Annotated in this window: 7 protein-coding genes and 1 tRNA gene; 4 read left to right on the top strand and 4 right to left on the bottom strand. The window is 70.0% G+C overall.

What is annotated here, in order from left to right; genetic code table 11:
- Positions 1–159 precede the first annotated feature (159 nt).
- From EV643_RS27690 to EV643_RS27675, 4 genes are all read left to right on the top strand, one after another.
- A complete protein-coding gene (locus EV643_RS27690) occupies positions 160–603 on the top strand; it encodes a DUF3052 domain-containing protein (protein ID WP_133803088.1) in 444 nt (147 codons plus the stop codon).
- Positions 604–610: 7 nt separating this feature from the next.
- Positions 611–1,087 carry a peroxiredoxin gene (locus EV643_RS27685; protein WP_133803087.1) on the top strand — a complete coding sequence of 159 codons (477 nt, stop codon included), beginning with the start codon at positions 611–613 and terminating at the stop codon, positions 1,085–1,087.
- A 20-nt stretch (positions 1,088–1,107) separates the two neighbouring features.
- Positions 1,108–1,179 (top strand) — tRNA-Val (locus EV643_RS27680).
- A 412-nt stretch (positions 1,180–1,591) separates the two neighbouring features.
- Positions 1,592–12,103 (top strand): non-ribosomal peptide synthetase/type I polyketide synthase, encoded by a 10,512-nt coding sequence (locus EV643_RS27675; protein ID WP_133803086.1) that lies wholly within the window; start codon positions 1,592–1,594, stop codon positions 12,101–12,103.
- Between the two features lie 265 nt (positions 12,104–12,368).
- Here EV643_RS27675 and EV643_RS27670 read toward each other — a convergent pair whose 3' ends face one another.
- The 4 genes from EV643_RS27670 to EV643_RS27655 form a co-directional block, all read right to left on the bottom strand.
- Positions 12,369–12,914, bottom strand: coding sequence for a hypothetical protein (locus EV643_RS27670; protein ID WP_133803085.1), 546 nt, complete (start codon positions 12,912–12,914; stop codon positions 12,369–12,371).
- A gap of 428 nt (positions 12,915–13,342) precedes the next feature.
- The gene (locus EV643_RS27665; RefSeq protein ID WP_133803084.1) at positions 13,343–14,272 is read right to left on the bottom strand and encodes an ROK family protein; all 930 of its coding nucleotides are present in this window, start codon (positions 14,270–14,272) and stop codon (positions 13,343–13,345) included.
- An 11-nt stretch (positions 14,273–14,283) separates the two neighbouring features.
- A complete protein-coding gene (locus EV643_RS27660; protein ID WP_238165844.1) occupies positions 14,284–14,901 on the bottom strand; it encodes a DUF7158 domain-containing protein in 618 nt (205 codons plus the stop codon).
- A complete protein-coding gene (locus EV643_RS27655; protein ID WP_133803083.1) occupies positions 14,898–19,256 on the bottom strand; it encodes a glycoside hydrolase family 38 N-terminal domain-containing protein in 4,359 nt (1,452 codons plus the stop codon). The genes EV643_RS27660 and EV643_RS27655 overlap by 4 nt, the downstream gene beginning before the upstream one ends.
- Positions 19,257–19,333 lie beyond the last annotated feature (77 nt).

The following is a 19,333-nucleotide window of genomic DNA, read 5'->3' as shown; positions in this document are numbered from 1 at the left end:
GTTCCGACGGCCTGGTCATACCGGACACGGACAGTCTGCGGCACGCGCATACCGGACACGTCACGGAACCCTCGTGCATACTTGCGCGACGATGTAGGCCACGATGGACTACTGCTACTGACGCCTACCCCCGCTCAGCGGGACGACGGAGGAGGACACGTGAGCGCGACCGCGGACCACGCGGACGGCAAGCCCGGCGAGCCGAACATGGCGACCCGGCTCGGCTTCGAACCTGGCACGGTCGTGCAGGAGCTCGGCTACGACGACGACTGTGATGACGCGCTCCGCGACGCCATCCAGGAGATCACCGGCGAGCAGTTCGTCGGTGACGACACCGATGACGTCGTCGATGCCGTCCTGCTCTGGTACCGGGAGGACGACGGCGACCTGGTGGACGCCCTGTTCGACGTCCTGACGGACCTGAAGGCCGGCGGAGTGGTGTGGCTGATGACCCCGAAGGTCGGCCGGGACGGCTACGTCGACGCCAGCGACGTCGCGGAGGCGGCCCCGACGGCCGGGCTCTCCACGACCAGCAGCCTGACCGTGACCGAGGACTGGTCGGCGACAAAACTGGTGATGCCGAAGTCGCCCCGGAAGAAATGATCCTCCGGTGAGCGCCGCCGTCCCCCCGGTCGGCAGCGCGGCACCGGACTTCAGCGCCCGCAACCAGCACGGCGAGCAACTGCGGCTGTCGGACTACCGCGGCCGCCGCGACGTCGTCCTGGTGTTCTATCCGTATGCCTTCAGCCGGGTCTGCACAAGCGAGCTCGGACAGCTCCGGGACCGGCCGGATCTGCTCGCCGCGGCGGAGTTCCTGGCCGTGTCCTGCGACCCGATGTTCACCCTCCGCGCGTACGCCGAGGCGGAGCGGCTCGAGTTCGGCCTGCTCAGCGATTTCTGGCCGCACGGGGCGATCGCTTCGCAGTACGGCGTGTTCGACGCCGACCGGGGTGCGGCGGTGCGCGGGACGTTCGTGATCGACCGTTCCGGGCTGATCCGCTGGTCGGTGGTGAACCCGATCCCGGAGGCCCGCGATCCGGACGACTACGCCCGGGCCCTGACGGAACTCGGTCTGGTTCTCGGATAGACTGCGCGCTCGCGGTATCGGGGTGCTTAGCTCAGCGGTAGAGCGCTTCCCTTACAAGGAAGATGTCGGGGGTTCGATCCCCTCAGCACCCACCTCCTCTCACCCTCCGGGTCCTTCCGGGCGATCCGTCGATCGGGCGTATCCGCAGGCCTCGACGGTCGTTGTCTTCGATGGCAGCCGTTGGTGGAATTCTTAACCTTCGGCTGCTGAGAACGGACTCCACCAGGCCACCCCTCGGCTGGTAGGGTTCACGGCTGTCGGTCGGCACGATGACGCTCCGGTTCACCCGGTCGCGATGTCGTTTCGCCTGGCGGTAAACGGGGCTGTTCTGTCGGTTTTGTCAGTGAGGCGGGCGACGGGCATGCCCTGGCCCGGCTCCGTCCAGTTGGGGAGGCACGTGCACGTGGGTCGCCAACTGGCAGCCGCCTCCATCGCCCGCCTGGCCGCTGTGCGCTGCGTTGAGCGGGCTGCTGTGGCGGTGGCTGCTGTGGTGGTGGTAGGGGCGTGGTGAGGAACGGCGCGGACCGGCCGGCGATCAGTACCGGACCGGCCCTGATGATCCCGGCCGGGTACCCGCGTGATCTGCCCAGTGCCCTGATCCGAGCGGCCCGCGACTTCGGCGCCGCCGGGGTGGTCGAGATCGGCCCGGACGGCCGCGAGACCCGGCTCGACTTCCCGACGCTGCTGGAGCTCGCCGCCCGGATCCTGGCCGGCCTGCGCGCGAACGGCGTACGGGCCGGTGATCCGGCGGTCGTGCACTGCACCGAGCCGGTCGGTTTCTTCGCCGCCTTCTGGGCCTGCACCCTCGGTGGGATCCGGCCGCTGCTGATCTCGCCCTCACCCGAAGGCGACCGGTCCGAGGCGGGGCGCGAGCGGCTCCGCAGGGTCACCGAGCTGCTCGGCTGGACCGTCCTGATCGGCCGCCCGACCGACCTGCCGGACGATCTCGGCCTGCCCGTGCTCGACCCCGATGCGCTCGCCGGGCACGAACCGACCACCGAGTTTCACCGGCCGGCGGCGGACGACGTCGCCGTACTGATGCTGTCGTCAGGGACCACCGCCGGGTCGCCGAAGGTCATCCAGCTGACCCATCGCGGCCTGGTCGAGTTCGCGGCCGGTACGCCGGCGATGCTGCCGGTGCGACCGGGTCAGGTCACCCTCAACTGGTTGCCGCTGGACCAGAGCGGGTCGTTCCTGCTGTACCACCTGCTGCCCGTGTTCACCGGTTGCACCAACATCCACGTCAACACCGGCTGGCTGCTGGCGAACCCGATGCGCTGGCTCGACCTGATGGACCAGCACCGGGTCAACCACTCGTGGTCGCCGAACTTCGGCTACCGGCTCGTCACGTCCGCGATCGCCGAGGACTCGGACCGGCACTGGGACCTGTCCGCGTTGCGCAGCCTGGTCAGCGGTGGCGAGCAGATCACCGTGCCCGTGATGAGCGAATTCCTCCGGCTGACGAACCGCTTCGGCGTAGTACCGGAGACCTTCGTCGCGGCCTGGGGGATGACCGAGACGGTCACCGGCATCACGTTCGCGCGGCCCGGCCTGACCCCGAACGTGCACCGCGTGCGGATCCCCCCGACGGGTGTCGTGGAGTGGGTCGACCAGCTGACCCCGCCGGGCAAGGTCGCCGTCGCCCGGCCGGGCAAGCCGCGGACCGAGGCACCCGGCGTACTGAGTCTCGTCTCGGTCGGCGCGCCCGCTCCGGGGACGACCGTGCGGATCGTCGGACCCAACGGCGCGGTCCTGCCGGAGGGACGGATCGGGCAGCTGCAAGTGGCGTCCGCGCGGGTGACTCCCGGGTACCTCGGCAACCCAGACGCCGACCGCGCCGCGTTCCCGGTCGGCAACTGGCCGGCCCGCAAGTGGCTCGCGACCGGCGATCAGGCGTTCATCATCGGCGGCCAGATCGTCATCACCGGCCGGGACAGCGAACGCATCATCCTCAACGGCCAGAACTACTACGCCCACGACATCGAGTCGATCACGGCCGCGCTACCAGGAGTCCTCGACGGCCTGGTCGCAGCCTGCGGCGTCGCCGACGCGACGACCGGCTCCGACCGCCTCGTCATCTTCTACGCCCCCACCGGCGAATCCGCGACCAGCGTCGACGAGGTAATCCGCGCCGTCATCCACGACCGCCTGGCCGTCCTCGCCCAAGTCGTGGCCGTCGCCCCCAACCACTTCCCCCGAACCCCCGGCGGCAAGATAGTCCGCCCCCTCCTAAAACAACGCTGGCTAGAAGGCTCCCTAGACCACGCCCCAGCGCCCCACACGCCCACCACCCCGGTCACGCACCCCGCTGCCATCGCGGGCACACACCCCACCGCCCCGGGCATCCCACCCACGGCCACCCACTCCACCGGCACACCCACGGCCACGCCCGGTACCCACTCCTCCGCCACGCCGGCCGTCCCACCCACCGCCACCTCAGGCGTCCCAACCGCGCCCGCACCGCACCAACCCGTCCGCCACGCCCCGCCCACCCCAGCACCCAACGACGTCGACGCCCTATCCGCGCCCGCAGCCGATCACCCCGACAACGCGGCCGCACCCGGACCCGACGTCCAGCACGACGCGACCACGACGGACGCTGACACGCAGTACGACGCGGCCGCGGCGGACCCTGACGCCCGGTACGACGAGGCTGCATCGGGCACTGAACTCGACGAGGACGCAAGCGAGCGAACCACCGAACTCCCGGTAGTCCGCCTGGCCTGGCGCCGCGAGCTCAAGGAATCCATCCCCCGCCCACCCCAACGCCCCACCTTCGGCGCCAACCGCACCCCCGAGCCCCCCAAGCCCGTCCCCTCGCCCAACCCCGACCCCCAGACCGACACCCCCGAAGACCAGTTCTTCAACAGCACCGCCTTCGCCCCAACCCCCGAGCCCAACCAGACGCCCGACCCCGACGCACCTGCCGAGCCCGAGGCAACCGCGCCCGAGGCGGACACAGCACCCGAGGCAAGCACCGCGCCTGAGGCGGGCACAACACCCGAGACGAGCAACGCACCCGGGGCAACCGCGCCTGATGCAACGAATGAGCCCGACGCACCTGCCGATCCGGCGGAAGTTGTCGCGCCTGAGGCGAGTACTGCGCCCGAGGCGACCACGCCCGACGCAACCGCCGAATCCGACGCACCTGCCGAGCCTGAGCCAACAATCGCGCCTGAAGCCAGCACGGCACCCGCCGCGTCCGCGCCTGACGTAATCAACGAGCCCGCCGCACCTGCGGGGCCCGAGGCGATTTCTGCGTCCGAGGCGATCGCGCCCGACGCAACCGCCGAGCTCGGGGCAGCTGTAGAGCCCGAGCCACCCGTCGCACGTGAGGCGAGCACTGTACCCACCGCGTCCGCGCCTGACGGCACCACCGAGCCTGACGTACCGGCCGAGCCCGAGGCGAAGGCGCCTGAGGCGACCGCGCCTGACGCAATTACCGAGCCCGATGCACCTGCCGAGCCCGAGGCGGGTACTGCGTCCGAGGCGTCCGCGCCTGACGCAACCACCGAGCCTGATGCACCTGCCGAGCCCCAGGCAATCACCGCGCCTGAGGCGACCGCCGCGACTGAGGTCAGTGCGGAGTCCGGCACGAGCGCCGAGCCCGAGGTAATCGCGGAGGCTGAGCCGGAAGCCCAGCCCGCGGTGGAGGCGAAGGGTGGGGAAGCTTCGGCTGAGGCCGAGGAACCGGCGGCGGAGACCGAGTCGGATCCCGAGCCTCCCGCCTTGGTCGACGCCGATGCGGAGCAGTCCGCCCAGGACCAGACGACTGCCGACGACCAAGCGGCGCCCAAGGTCGCTGGGCCTGCCGAGGGCCAAACGGCTCCCGAGGACCAAGTAACTCCGGAGGTTGCTGGGCCTGCCGAGGGCCAGGCTGCTCTCGAGGACCAGGCAACTCCGGAGGTTGCTGGGCCTGCCGAGGGCCAGGCTGCTCTCGAGGACCAGGCAACTCCGGAGGATGCTAAGCCTGCCGAGGACCGGGCAGTTCGTGAGGATGGCGGGGCGGCTGAGGACGGAGCGGCTGCCGAGGTGGTCGAGCCCGCCGACGACCACGCGGCTCCTGAGGCGACCTCGCGTGGCGGTGACCAGGCTGCTGTCGAGGTGGCCGGGCTTGCTGAGCAGCAGTCGTCCGGCGTTGAGGTATTGGCGGCGGAGGGTGAAGCGGGACCCGAGGCCGCCGTGTTGGCAGACGTTCCGGCACCAGAAGATTTGGCGGACGCTCAGGCTGCAGAAGGTGTGGAGCAGGCTGCCGAGGTGGTCGTATCTGCTGAGGTGGGTGGTGAGGGGGAGTCGACTGCGGTCGAGGTGGTTGAGCCCGCCGGGGAGTCGTCGACTGCGGACGCTGTGGCCGGTGGTAGCGAGTCAGAGGACGAGACGGCTGAGGAGCAGCCGGGCGCCGAAGTACCAGAGCAGGCAGCAGCTGAGTCTGCGCCTGAGGTCGACGCCGAGCCAGAGCCCAAGGTCCAGTCGGAGGCTGAACAGAAGCCGGAGCCGGAGCTCGCAGATGCGGTCGAGGACGCGGAGGCTGAGCCCGACGCGGGTGCTGTTGCAGAGCCGGTCGCCGGTACCGAGTCCGCATCCGACCCCGAGCAGCAACCCGCGGCCGAGCCGGCATCCGACCCCGAGCAGCAACCCGCGGCCGACCAGGAGCTTGCAGCCGACCAGGAGCCCGCTTCCGAGGTCGAGTCCCAGGTGGAGCCCGCTGCCGAGCTGGATCCCCAGCCTGCGGCGGACACCGAGCGCAAGCATGGCGATGCCGGCCAGCTAGAACCGGCTGCGGTGGTCGAGCCGGATGACGAGCCCGCATGCGAGTCTGACGAGGAGCCCGCTGCCGAGCAGGATGAGCAGGCCGCTGCCGAGCAGGGTGAGTTGGTTGGCGCGGAGGCGGTTCTCGCGGGCGAGCAGGAGGTCGTTGAGCAGCTGGAGTCGGCGCCGGCCGAGTTGACTCCGGTGGACGTGACGCCGGTTGAAGCGGCTCCGGTGGACGCGGCTCCAGTGGACGTGGCTCCGATTGATGCGGCGCCGGTTGGCGTAACGCCCGTGGCGCGGGCTAAGGGGGAGGGCGCCAGGGGGCGGGGGCTGGTTAAGGCTCAGGTGGTGGAGCCGGTGGCCGTGATTGGGTTGGCGGCTCGGTTGCCGGGGGCGGAGACGCTGGAGCAGTTCTGGGACAACCTCGTCGGTGGGGTGGAGAGTCTGCGGCGGTTTACGCCGGATGAGTTGCAGCAGGCCGGTGGGGCGGACGCGTTCGGCAGCGATGAGGTGGTCGCGGTCAGTGGGGCGCTGAACGATGTGGAGTCGTTCGACGCGGCGTTCTTCGGGTTGAGTGCGCGTGAGGCCGAGCTGACCGATCCGGCGCAGCGGCTGTTCCTGGAGGTCTGCCAGCAGGCGCTGGAACACGGCGGGCACGCGGCGGCGACCGGGCGGATCGGCGTGTTCGCCGGTTCGGGGATGAACCTTTACACGCAGCAGAACCAGTCCGGCGAGAATCTCGCGACCCGGGTCGCCTACCGACTCGGGCTCACCGGCCCCGCGATCGGCGTACAGGCTGCTTGGTCGTCGTCGTTGGTCGCGGTGCACCTGGCGTGTCAGGCGTTGCGCAGTGGCGATGCGGATCTCGCGCTGGCCGGTGCCGCCGCGGTACACGTGCCGCAGGCAACGGCGTACCACACAGAAGAAACACCAACAAAAGAGTCGATCCTGTCGCCCACTGGACACGTGCGCGCGTTCGACGCCGAAGCGGACGGTACGGTCGGTGGCAACGGTGTCGCGGCTGTGCTGTTGAAGCGGCTGGATCAGGCGATCGCGGACGGCGACACTGTGTACGCCGTGATCCGTGGTTCCGCGGTCAGCAACCAGCACGGCCACGTCGACCTGGTCGAGCGCGCGTTGGAGAAGTCCGGCATCGCGGCCGAGTCGATCAGCTACGTCGAGGCGAACGCGACCGGCACCAAAGACGCCGACGCGGCCGAGTTCAAAGCGCTGACCACCGCGCTGCGCAAGCACACCGACAAGGTCGGCTTCTGCACGATCGGCTCGGTGAAGCCGAACATCGGCCACCTGGACAGCGCCGCGGGGATGGCCGGCCTGATCAAGACCGTGCTGATGCTGCAGCACCGCACGCTGGTCCCGACGATCAACTACCGCACGCCGAATCCCGCGCTGCCGTTGGCGGGCAGCCCGTTCGTGATCGGCACCGAGGTCCGCGACTGGGAAGCCGGTACGCCGTTGCGCGCGGGCGTCAGCGCACTCGATGCCCAGGGCACCAGTGCGCACGTCATCCTCGAAGAAGCACCCCGCCAGGTACGCCGCGGCGACGACGGACCGGTCGTCCTGCCGCTGTCCGCACCCGACCCGCATGCCCTCAGCGATCTCGCCGCCCTGTTCCGCGCGGGCCTCGAGCTCGGCACCGGACACCGCCTCATCGACCTCGCCGGTACCGCGGCCCTCGGGCGTGCGGCGCATCGGCATCGCATCGCCGTCACCGGCTCGGCCGAGAGTGAACTGGCCGACGCGCTGGCGACCGCGAGTGCTGCCGAGGTTCCGCGCGGTGGACCTGGTCCGCTCGGCTATGCGTTCACCGGGCAGGGCGCGGCTCGCCGGGGGATGGCGGCGGGTCTTGCCGCGCGGTTCCCGGTGTTCCGGACGGTGCTGGACGAATGCGATCGGGTGTACGCCGAGGAGTTCGGCGGGAGCCTGCTCGAACTGCTGCTGACGCCGGCCGGGTCCGCCGAGGGCGTGTGGCCGACGGAGACCGCGCAACCGGCGTTGTTCGCGTTCGAGTTGGCGCTGGCCCGGTTGTGGCAGTCCTTCGGGGTGCGCCCGGCTCTTGTCGTCGGGCACAGCGTTGGCGAGTACGCCGCTCTGGTCGTGGCCGGTGCGTTGTCGTTCGCGGACGGCGTACGGCTGACGGCGAAGCGCGGCGAGCTGATGCAGCGTGGCACCGTACCGGGCGCTATGGTCGCCGTACGGGCCGACGCGGACCGGGTTCGCGAACTGGCGCAGACGCCTGGCGTGGAAGTTGCTGCGGGCAACGGTCCGCAGTCGTTCGTGCTGGCCGGGTCCGAGGTGATCGTCGGGCAACTGGCCGAGCAGCTCGACCGGCTCGAACTCGTCTGGCAGCGGCTGGACGTGGATCGCGCGTTCCACAGCTCGTTGGTCGATCCGATACTGGCGGACTTCGCGGCCGTGGTCGCCGATCTCGATCTGAAGCCGTTGCGGATGCCGATGGTGTCGTCCTGGTCCGGCGAACTGCTGGAGAGCGGGACCATCCTCAGTGGCGACTACCTGGTCGGTCAGTTGCGGCAGCCGGTGCTGTTCGGCGACGCGGTGGAAGCGTTGACTGCGGCCGGTTGCCGGCGCTTCCTCGAACTCGGTCCGGACGCCGTACTCAGCCCAGCCGGCCGCCGGATCGCGCCGAACAGCACGTGGATCCCGACCCAGCGCCTTGGTCAGGATCCCGTCCTCGCGACCATGAACGGCCTTGCGGAGCTCTATCTGCAGGGGACCGAGATCGCGTGGTCCCGCGTGTACCCCGACAGCGGTCGGGTCCCGCTTCCCACGTACCCGTTCCGCCGTACCCACCACCCGGTCGACCCCGCCGCGCGCCCGACGCCGCGCACGCAGCCGCTGACGGTGGACACCGGGGCGCCGGTCGAGCGCCCGACCGGGTCCCTCAAGCGGATCCCGCTCGACCCACCCGCATCCGCCCCGGCCCAGCAACCGCCTCTACCGCAGGCGCCCGACACGTCACCTTTCGCCATCCCGACCGAAAACCACGACGTCGTCACCACCCCGACCCCAGAGATCGCCGACGACGAGTTGGTTGCCGCGGAGCTGGTTGGTACGGAGGTTGCCGATGCGGAGTTCGGCGCGGTGGACGAGAACGAGCCGGCCGCCGAAGAGGTCGAGTCTGCTGCGGTGGTCGAGGACGAGCCGGCCGTGGAGGTTGAGTCTGCAGCGGAGTTCGAGCCGGACGACGAGGCCGCTGATGCTGCTGTAGCAGAAGCCGATCCCACCGACGCCGAAACGCCAGAAGCCTCTGCGGTTGTTGATCCGTTGCTTCCCGGTGAGCTCTATCGGCGGGTGCTTGAGGTTGTGCTGGATCTGACCGGGGAGCAGTTGGGGCTGGATCCGTATGACGTGACGGTGGATCACACGTTCGCGGAACTCGGTGCCGACTCGTTGTCGATGCTTCGGGTGGTCGAGGAGGTCACGCATCGGTTCGCGGTGTCGGTCGCTGTCAGCGAGTTGTTCGAGGAGCTGAACACGCCGCACAAGCTCGCCTCGGCGGTCGCCGCCCGGACGAACCCGGACGCGGTCGTAGACCCCTTCGACCTGCTCGCCGCACCTGAGATCGGCGAGGCCGCCGCATCCGAGGTCAGCACATCCGAGGTTGAGACGGAGCAGGCCGGCGCCGACGAGCCCGTGAAGGATTCGCGGGCGACGTTGGCGGTACTGGGATCGGGGCTGGCCGAATTGGCGGCGAAGGTGGATGCGGCAGCGGCGGCGACCAGCGAGGCGGAGCTGCCCGGATCCGGGATGGCCGCGTTGATGTCGCAGCAGCTGCGGGTGGCCAGCCAGCTGGTCGACGGCGTCACCAAGCTGATGCACGAACAGCTCGCCCTCCTGAACGAATCCGCCAAGAATTCGAAGGCCGAGCGTCCCGCGGAAGACGAAACGCCGCAGCCGCCTCACCAGGCCGAGGTCATACCTGCCCAAGGTGGCTGGGCGCACGCACCCCAAACCCCAGCACCAGGCGAGCGAGCGGCCGAAGTACCGAAAGAGCCAAAGTCCGACCTCGCGTACTGGCAGGCCGCGTTGAGTGGCGCTCAGCCGTTGGTGCTGCCGGCGGATCGGATGCGGCCGGCAGCCAGCGGCCGTACGGCGGCCGTCGTGCACGAGTTGGACGCAGCCCTCGGCGAGGCCGTGTTCGGGTTCAGCCGGGATCGGCGGGTCAGCCCGTTGATGACGATGATCGCGGCCGTCGGCACCGTGCTCGGCCGGTTCGCGGCCCAGGACGACGTGACGATCGGCGCGACGGCGCTCCGCAGCCGCGGTGCGCGACCGATGCCGCTGCGCCTCGACCTGTCCGGTGAGCCGGATCTCGGCGAGCTGGCCCAGCGGGTCCGCGAGATCACCACGGCCGCGTTCGACCACGCCGCCGTCGACCTCGCCGTACTCGAACAGGATCCGCTCTTCCAGGTGCTGGTCGAGTTCGAGGAACCCGACGACGCCGAGCTCGGCCAGGACCTCGACCTCCGGCTCGTCCTCGCGCACCACCCGAAGGGCATCACCTGTACGGCGACCTACCGGGCCGGCCTCTTCGAAGAGACCACGATCCGCCGCCTGCTCGACTACCTCGAGGCCGTACTGCGCCGCGCGATCGCCGACCCCACCATGTCCCTCCCCGAGCTCACCGCGCCGACCGAGTCCGACCTCGCGGTGCTCCGGGACCTCGAAGGCGAGCCGCCGGTCGCCGGTCCGATCGGCCGACTACGCCGGAACGCCGTGGTGGCCGGTGAACTCAGTGGGCTGCACACGTTGTTCGAGCAGCAGGTCGCCCGTACGCCGGACGCGATCGCCTTGATCCATGGCGATCGCGAGATCACGTACGCCGAACTGGACCGCCGGTCGAACGCGGTCGCGTGGCAACTCGTCGACCTCGGGGTGAAGCCCGGGCAACTCGTCGCCGTACGAGTGAGCCGCGGCGCCGAGCTCGTGGTCGCAGTACTGGCTGTCCTCAAGTCGGCGGCCGCGTACCTGCCGCTGGATCCAGGTGTGCCGGAGTCGCGGTGGGCGTTCATGACCACCGATGCGGGAGCAGTCGCGCTGGTTGGCGATGACGCGGCGCTCGCGGATCGACTCGGGCTGAACCTCGTCCCGGTCGCGGCCGTGGACGGTGACGCGCGAGCGCGGCAGGCCCCGCCGGTGCGGGCGTCCGCGGACGACCTCGCCTACTGCATCTACACGTCCGGCTCGTCCGGGAACCCGAAGGGCGTGGCGGTTCCACACCGCGGCCCGGTCAACCTGATCCGGCACTACCTGCGGACTCGGTCCTCGCGCCGGACGTTGCAGTGGAGTGCGTTCGGGTTCGATGTCCACGTGCAGGAGATGTTCACGGCGCTCGCCTCGGGTGCGGCGCTGGTGCTGATCGGCGACGACGACCGGTACGACCCGGACGCGGTGGTCGCGGCGCTGACCGAGCATCGGGTCGAGCGGCTGTTCATGACGTTCACTCCACTGACCGCGCTGCTGGCCACGCTCGAGGAGATGCCGGAGTTGCCGGCGCTGCGCGAGATCGTCGCGGGCGGTGAGGCGATGGTGATGACGCACGGTATCCGCGACTTCCTAAAGGCGCACCCGGAATGCACGCTCTACAACGAATACGGGCCGACCGAGGCATCCGTGGTCACCACGATCCACCAGGTCGACCCGGACGACGATCGGCCATCGATCGGCCGTCCCATCGACGGCGTCGTGGTCCGGTTGCTCGACGCGGCGATGCGGCCGGTGCCGGCGGGTGCGATCGGGGAGATCCATCTCGGTGGTGTCGCCGTTGCCCAGGGCTACGTCGGCCGGCCGGAGGAGACGATGTCCGCGTTCGTGGCCGATCCGGCGCATCCGGGCGGTCGCCTCTACCGCACCCGCGACCTCGGCCGGTGGCGGCCGGACGGCACGCTGGACTACCTCGGCCGGGTCGACGACCAGGTGAAGATCCGCGGCCATCGGGTCGAGCCGGGCGAGACCGAGCACGTACTGGCGGACCTGCCCGGCGTGACGGACGCGGTCGTGGTCGCGTGCACCGACCCGGCGGGGGAGACCTGCCTGATCGGATACGTCGTGCTGGAAGACGACGATCCGGCCGTGCTGACCCGGTTGATGATGGAACTCACCAAGGACCTGCCGATCTACCTGGTCCCCGCCGACCTGATCCCGCTGGAAGAACTCCCCCTGGACGCAAGCGGCAAACTAGACCGCTCCCGCCTCCCCGAACCAGAGTGGCTGAAGGAGTAGGCCCGTACTACGCCGGCGCTGCCGATCGTGCCCAGCCCGTACTACGCCCGCGCCGCGGGCCGGCGTACCGGGTTGGTGTTGTCAACGGATCGAGTCGCCTCGCGGAGACGGCCGCGAGGCGACTCGATCTTGACGTCGGTTCTGCATCGTGGACGGGGGAGTCGCCCCGTCGACCGCCCTCCCGCGATCTTCGGCCCACCGTCCGCGGTGCAGAACCCGCGTCGATCCTCATCCCTCCCGAGGATCGATCGCATCAACGAGGTCGTCAGGCACCATCCCTGACCGGCCTCTTCACTCGTCTGCGCAACAGCGCGTAGGCACTGATCACACAGATGAGTAGCGAGTAGACCGCCCACACGGATCCGACGTTGCCCAGGCCCGGTCCGTTTCCACGGGATCCGAGGCCGACGACGGCGGTGACCGCGACCAGCGCGATCAGTGGGCCGGTCCAGCCCAGCACGCCCATCCGCACCGGCTGCTCGTACTCGGACGCTTCGTCCGGTGCGGCAGTGGGGGACAGGGGATGACCCCGGAGGGACTCGTGCAGAGCGGCGACACCGCACGAGGCGGCGACGTTCAGCAGTAGCAGGCGGTCGGCGACGTCACCGAGCGCGGCACCTTGCGGACCGACGGTGCCGTACAGGACGGCGTACAGGTCGACTGGGACGGTGACAGCGGCGGCGGCGATGACGGCCAGCTGGAACAGACGCGGCCGGCGGACGAACGCACGCACCCGGCCGTTCCGGGTGGTGGTCAGCACGACCAGGCCGGTGAAGAAGGTTGAGAAGACGAGGAGTACGGCTACGTCCATGCAGGTTCTTTCCCTACGGTCGAGCGTTGCCCCAGGCAAACGCTGGTGGACATGCGACGTACAACCCGGTTGCCCGCCCGAGCGGCGGAGAGTCGCCTCTCCGCCGCTCGTGCTGACGGTCAATCCCTGGCATGCAGGCCCCCCTGATTGCCCTTGGATGACGTGCCCCCACCCCATCCATCCGTTGAATCGCTGGGACTGGGGTAGTCGTTACAGAGTTTTCGGGATTGGGTTAAAAATGCGCAAAATTGCTCGGGACTACCCTTTCCGCGCGAACGGATGTGTGCAAAGGGTCGCGGGGTGCAGTTCACCCGTGACACGCCGCTCCGACCGACAACCGGACTGCCCAAACGTCGGACAGTATCCGCTCTCGCCGGGTGGTGTCCGAGGTCCCGGCAGCGCCGTACCAGGGCGGGTGGACCGGGAGGTTACGCGAGGGTGTCCCAGGCGAGGCGGGCGGCGCCCAGCAGGCCGGCGTTCGCCAGTTGGGCGGGCTCGACCGACAGATCGGCGACGAAGGGGAGCTGGGCGAGGCGCTTGACCCAGCGCTGCACCGGATCGAACAGCACCGGCCCGGCCTTCGCGACGCCCCCGCCGATCACCACACTCGTCAGGTCGACCGTGACGGCGGTCGCGACGATGCCCGCGGCAAGGGCCTGTGCCCCGTCGTCGAACACCGCGACCGCGATCTCGTCACCCGCCGCCGCATCCGCCGACAGCACCGCGGCGTCGACCGACTCGCTGGTCCGCCAGCCCCGGCGCTGCGCCCGCGCGACCATCCGCGGACCACTCGCGTACGTCTCGACACAGCCGTACGACCCGCATGCACAAGCCTCGCCGTCGAGGTCGACGACCACGTGCCCGAGGTGGGCCGCGTTCCCGGACTGCCCGAGCAGCGGCCGGCCGTCGACCACGATGCCGGCGCCGACCCCGGTGGAGACCACGATCCCGAGCATCGCGTCCGCGTTCCGGCCCGCGCCGGTCCAGAACTCGCCGAGCGCGAAGCAGTGCCCGTCCACCCCGAGCTCGACCGGTACGTCGCCGACCAGCTCGCGGACCCGGTCCACCAGCGGGAAGTTCCGCCAGCCGGTGATGTTCACGGGGGACACCAGGCCGTGCCGCTGATCCAGCGGTCCGGCCGACCCGATCCCGACCGCGACCGGCCGTACGTCACCCTCGACCCGGCCGATCAGCTCGGCCAGCGCGGCGAACACCTGCTCGGCGTCCCCGGGTGGCGTGGGGATCCGGTGCTCGGTGAGGATCCGGCCGTCGGCGCCGACGATCGCGGCGGCCATCTTGGTGCCGCCGATGTCGATGCCGAGCACCGTCCCCTGATCCACAGCTGCCTCGTCGCTCAAGGTTCCCCCCATCAGTGCCGGTGCAGGTTGTCTGGTTGGAAGCTGTCGCCGGGATGCTCGAGCCCGTGCACCAGCTGGACCCGTTCGTGCATCGCCCGGTTCAGCCAGCGCGCGAACGCCTCCAGCCGCGCGCTCTGCACCAGCTCGGCATGCCAGCCGGCCACCGGTACTCCCGCATCCGCCGGCGGCTCCTCACCGAGGACGTCGGCCGCATACGCCAACTGCGCGGCCGGAATCCGTACGTCGGCGCTCACCACCGCGGCAACCCGCCGTACAGCCTCCGACCCCGCCAGTGCCGCCGCGGTGATCGAACCGACAGCGATAGCAGTCGACACCTCCAGCGGCTTGGTCCCTGTCTCCGGTACGGCGTCCGTGCGCCGGCGCAGCTCGTTGGCGCACAGCTGCTCGGTGATGATCACCTGCGCCACCCAGCGGGTCAGCTGCCGACCCTCGCGGCTGTCGGGCCTCGGCAGCACGCAGGCCTTGTCACCCGCACGCAGGCCCGCGAGCCGCTCATCCAGCAGCTCGCGGGACAGAGGTTCCCCGTCGAGGTACGCCATCACCCCCGCCGGCGCAACAGGCGCATGCCCGTGCCCGTGACCGTGTCCCAAGGCGACCGCGGCCGTCACTGGATCTCCAACCGGACCGTCGGCGCGTACTGCGCGCGCCCGAACCACATCACCTTCGGCAGCACCCACGCATGCGCCGGACCCGAATCGGCGGGCGCGACCACCTGTACCGGCACCGTCACCGACGACTTCGGCGGTACCACGACCGCCCGCACCGGCTCGGGCAGCCACGACCACGTCCCGTACGGCGACGCGAGCTGCAACTCGGCCCGGATCTCCGACAACGTCGTGTTCGCGAACACCAACTCCAGCGTCTCGGTCGTCCCGGCCCGCAACCGCAGATCGTCGGTCGACGGCGTCACGGTCAACCCGGTCGGCCGCCCGGGCTCACCCTCGACCGCGCCGGATCCGTGGTCCGGCGGCTCGGTCGGCGCCATCCCGAACCCGAGGGTCGCGGTCAGCTCCGGGCTGTCCCCGACGAATACCGTCACGACATCCTCGACCGCCCGTACGCCGGATCCGCCCGCCAGCTCATCGGTCCCGGTCAGCACCCGAGCCGCGACGAAGTACTGACCCGGTTCGCAGCATTCCGGCGGGCTCACATTGGCCAGCTGCCGCACGTATCCGCCCGGTTCCAGCCGCAGCGGCCGATCCGGCTGATCCGTCGTCCACCCGTCGGGGGGGTCCAGTGTCAGAACCCCCTCAGCCACCACATCGGCGTACTGGTTGGCGATCACCATCGAGACCTCGAACGGCTTGCCCGCGGTTCGTGCGACGGTGGGCGAGAGCGAGATGCTGACCGGGAGGAAGCCCATCTGGGCCGGACCCCGGTTGTGCAGCCAGTACCGCGAGTACGACGGCTGGGTGATCTCGTCGGCCTGCCCCAGAACGGTTTGCCCGGGATCCCCGGCCGACTCGAGGTCCAGGACGAACGTGTCGACCGCGGACCCGGCGAGCTCCACCGAGAGTTTTCCGTCGGCAACGTCTATCGGTGCGCCGCGGGACTCGAGCAGATCGGCATGCGATGCGCCGGTGATCGGCAGGGTGGACGTGACGGTGGCCGTCGCGCCGAGACCAGTTGCCTCGATCAACCGGAGCGTAACGCCCTCGCGCGGATCGGCGGCCCGACCCGAGCCGTGCGCGATCGGGTTGCCGGCAGGTTTGAGAGTCGACACCAGTACGTCGCGCTCCGGGGTGACCTGGAGGAGCGAGTGGGTCGCGGGCAGGGTGCCGTCGTGACCGGTAGTGGTTGCCGCGAGCAACGGTGAGGAGAACTCCTGGCCGCGGGACGGGAGTTGCAGGGCCCGCCAGTCGCCCGCGCCGGTGGTGAGCGCATACCGGAACTCGTGCGTCCAGTGCTGCAGCTGGAACGACGAACCATCAGGCGTCGACCGGCGCGGCGGGTCGATCCAGATCCCCGACGGCCAGCCGGTGCAGGACCGAAGCAGCGATGCGTGCAGCGCGCCGGACGGGTCAACCGCGAACCCAGGCAGCCCGTACGTCAACAGCGCAACAGTCACATCCTCAAAGTCCTCAACCACCCCGTCCCCAACAACAGTCGCCCTGGTCCGCGCCTCGCCCAGCTGCTCCACAGCGTTCGCAACAGCAGCCGCCGACGGCAACACCAGCGCAGGAATCGCCCGAGTGTCCCGCACATCAGCGTTGGGCTTCCACACGTCGGCCAACGCCGTCCTCGGTGGCACGAAGCGCGGCTCATCCCCGCCGAACGCCCCGCCTGCACCAAGCGCCCCGTCTGCTCCGTGCGCCTCGCCCGCGGCGCTGCTCGCTTCTCTGTCCGCTACCTCATCCAGGAGGCTGGCTGCCTTGCCTACCAGGATCCGTAGGTCGGGGAGGTTTGAGTCGACCTGGAGGTTGCCGTAGCGGGAGCCGCCGGCCAGGGATGTCGTCGCGGTGACGCCGACGCGGGCCAGCGCTACGACCAGGTCGCGGACCTCGGCCGGTTCCATGTCATCCGGTACGACGATCTCCGCGACCGCCAACGGACGCGTCCCGACCTGGTTGCCAGCGGCATCGATCAGGTCGACACGTGCCGTCGAACCGAGCCCGAACCACGTGTTCGCCGGGTTGTCCAGCGTCCACGGCGCCTGCGCGCTGTCCACGTCGATCAGCCCGAACCCGCGACCGACCACCGCACCCGCGACCTCGCTCAACGGCAACGCACCCGGTATGTCGGCCGGGAACTTCACCCGCACCAACCGATCCGATTGCGCGTGGTCGAGGATCCGGGTGGTGAACTCGATCCGGTCCAGCCCGGCATACGCCGTGATCACCGACTCGTACGAGATCCCGTCGACCTCGCCACGGCTGACCACCCGTCCACCGAGCGGGCCCGCCTGGGTGAACACCTTCGCCGGCGCCTCCGAGGACCCGACCACCGGCCCGGACGGAATCAGATGCCACGGCCCCTCACCGAAGCGCGGGTGGTCCGCATACTCCTCGTAGACCCGCAGTTCGTTGCCGAGTCCCTTCAACACCTGCCGGCCGGTCCGCTTGTCGACAATCGAGCTGACCGCACCACCACGGGACGGATCGACCGTGACGTGGAAGAACTCGTTCTCCACCGACTCCGCGGAATCCGCCGGCCCCCACGCCCCCGCCGTACCGTCGACCAGCTGATACGTCCGCCACCCCAACGACGGCACGTCGACGGCAAGGAACGTCAACTTCCCGCCCTCCACCACCGACGGCACCACCTCCCCGTCCGCCGCCAGAACGCTTACGTCCGAAGAACCATGCGCTATAGCCCTCACTTCTTCGGACGCAAGGTCCACGGTCACCAGGTCGGTGCGGGTGAAGGAGAGGGTGTTGGTGACGATGAGAGCCCGCGCGCCGAACGCACTCGTGTCGATCCGCGCCGCGAACGCCTCCAGCGAAGCCGTCCGAGCAGCGTCCGACAGGTCATGCGCCTCGCGCCAGCCGGTGACGAGGTCGATGTAGACCTGGTCCGACTCCGATCCGGTGATCGCGTCGTGGTGCGCGCCGTACGCGAGCTGCCTCCACACCTTGTCCAGCGACGCCTCCGCGAACCGCCCGAGCCCGAGCAACTCGGCGTAGGTGCCCAGCTTCTCGGCATCGACAGCGGCCACCTCTGCGGCCCGCTGCGCCTGCTTGGTGTCGATGTACGAGACGTCCTTGCCGGTGTAGATCGGGTTCATGTCCCGCGACTGCGGCGACGGGCGCCGGCCATCGGCGTCCAGCTCCGCACGGACCCGGTCCATGAAGTGCTTGGTCGTCCCGCAGACGAACTTCGGCCACGCGTAGCGCTCGGCCCAGTCGTGGTGCAGCGCGGTGATCCAGTTGTTCGGCGGGGTGTAGTCACCACCGACCGGCAGCAACGTGTTGCGAGTCGCCGCGACCGTCTTCAGCGTCGCGAACAGCTGGTACGCCGTGTCGCCGGCCGCCTCGACGCTCGGAGCGTTCTGCAGCTCCCAACCAGGACCGTAGTGGTCCGGCATGTAGTGCGTGAGCACGCCGTCGCCGCTCGGGCTGATCCACTCGAACTCGCTGTGGAACTGCATGACGGCGGCCGTCCCCGACTTCGGGTCGCCCCATGCCTGGCGGAGCGGTCCCCACTGGTGGAACGGCCCGCGCGCCCACGCGGACCCGGTCAGCCCGGCCTTCGCCAGGTACCCCGGGAACTGCGGGTCGTGACCGAACACGTCCAGCTGCCACGCGTTCTGCGGGTCGCCGCCGAGGATGTCGCGCTGGTAGCCGACGCCGTACACGATGTTGCGGATGGTGGTCTCCGCGCCGGTCAGGTTCGTGTTCGGCTCGTTGTAGGTGCCGCCGATGATCTCGACCCGGCCCTCCGCGATCAGCCGGCGTAGTACGGCGCGGTTCTCCGGGAAGGTGTCGAAGTACGGCTTGAGGTAGTCCAGTTCGGCCAGCACGAAGCAGTACGCCGGGTCGCGCAGCGCGAGCTTCAGGTGCGCGTCGACAAGACTGAAGGCGTTGTGCGTGTAGACCGGTCGCGTGGTCCCGTCCGGACCCTGCAGGTCCCAGCTGGTCGTGTACGCCGCCTGCGTGTTCCACCAGACCGGGTCGTAGTGGAAGTGCGACACCATCACCATCGTCCAGCCCGGCTCCGCGATCACCACGGCCCCGGCGTCACTCGCCACCTCGTGGCCCCCGGCGGTCACGGTGACCCGTGCGTCCACCGACACCCCGTACTGCGAACGCAGGGCTGGGGCCACCTCGAGCGGCACCTCCAGCCGGTGCTCCCCGTCGCCCGGTGGCAGGTCCGCCGTACCGGTGACGCCGTCGCCGGTCACCGCCACGGACAGCGCGCCGTCGGCAGCGGATCGGGTGAGCTCAACTCGCAGGATCTGGCGAGGGGCGTCGTCGCTGCCGACGAAGAGCTCGGGCGAGGAGACGCGGGTGATCAGAACGGTCAAGGTGATCGGACTCCGGTCGGAGGCGGTCAGGTCGAGAGACAACGTTATCCGCAACCGGTCGATCCAGCGAGGGGGTA

Origin of the sequence: Kribbella caucasensis, assembly GCF_004361855.1 — a bacterium.
Classification (GTDB): domain Bacteria; phylum Actinomycetota; class Actinomycetes; order Propionibacteriales; family Kribbellaceae; genus Kribbella; species Kribbella caucasensis.
Note: the sequence above shows the minus strand (reverse complement) of the source record. Positions and strands in the feature narration are given on the sequence as shown.

Excerpts from the sequence above, each read along its gene's own strand:
- EV643_RS27670 (WP_133803085.1), bottom strand. The coding sequence starts at position 12,914 with ATGGACGTAGCCGTACTCCTCGTCTTCTCAACCTTCTTCACCGGCCTG.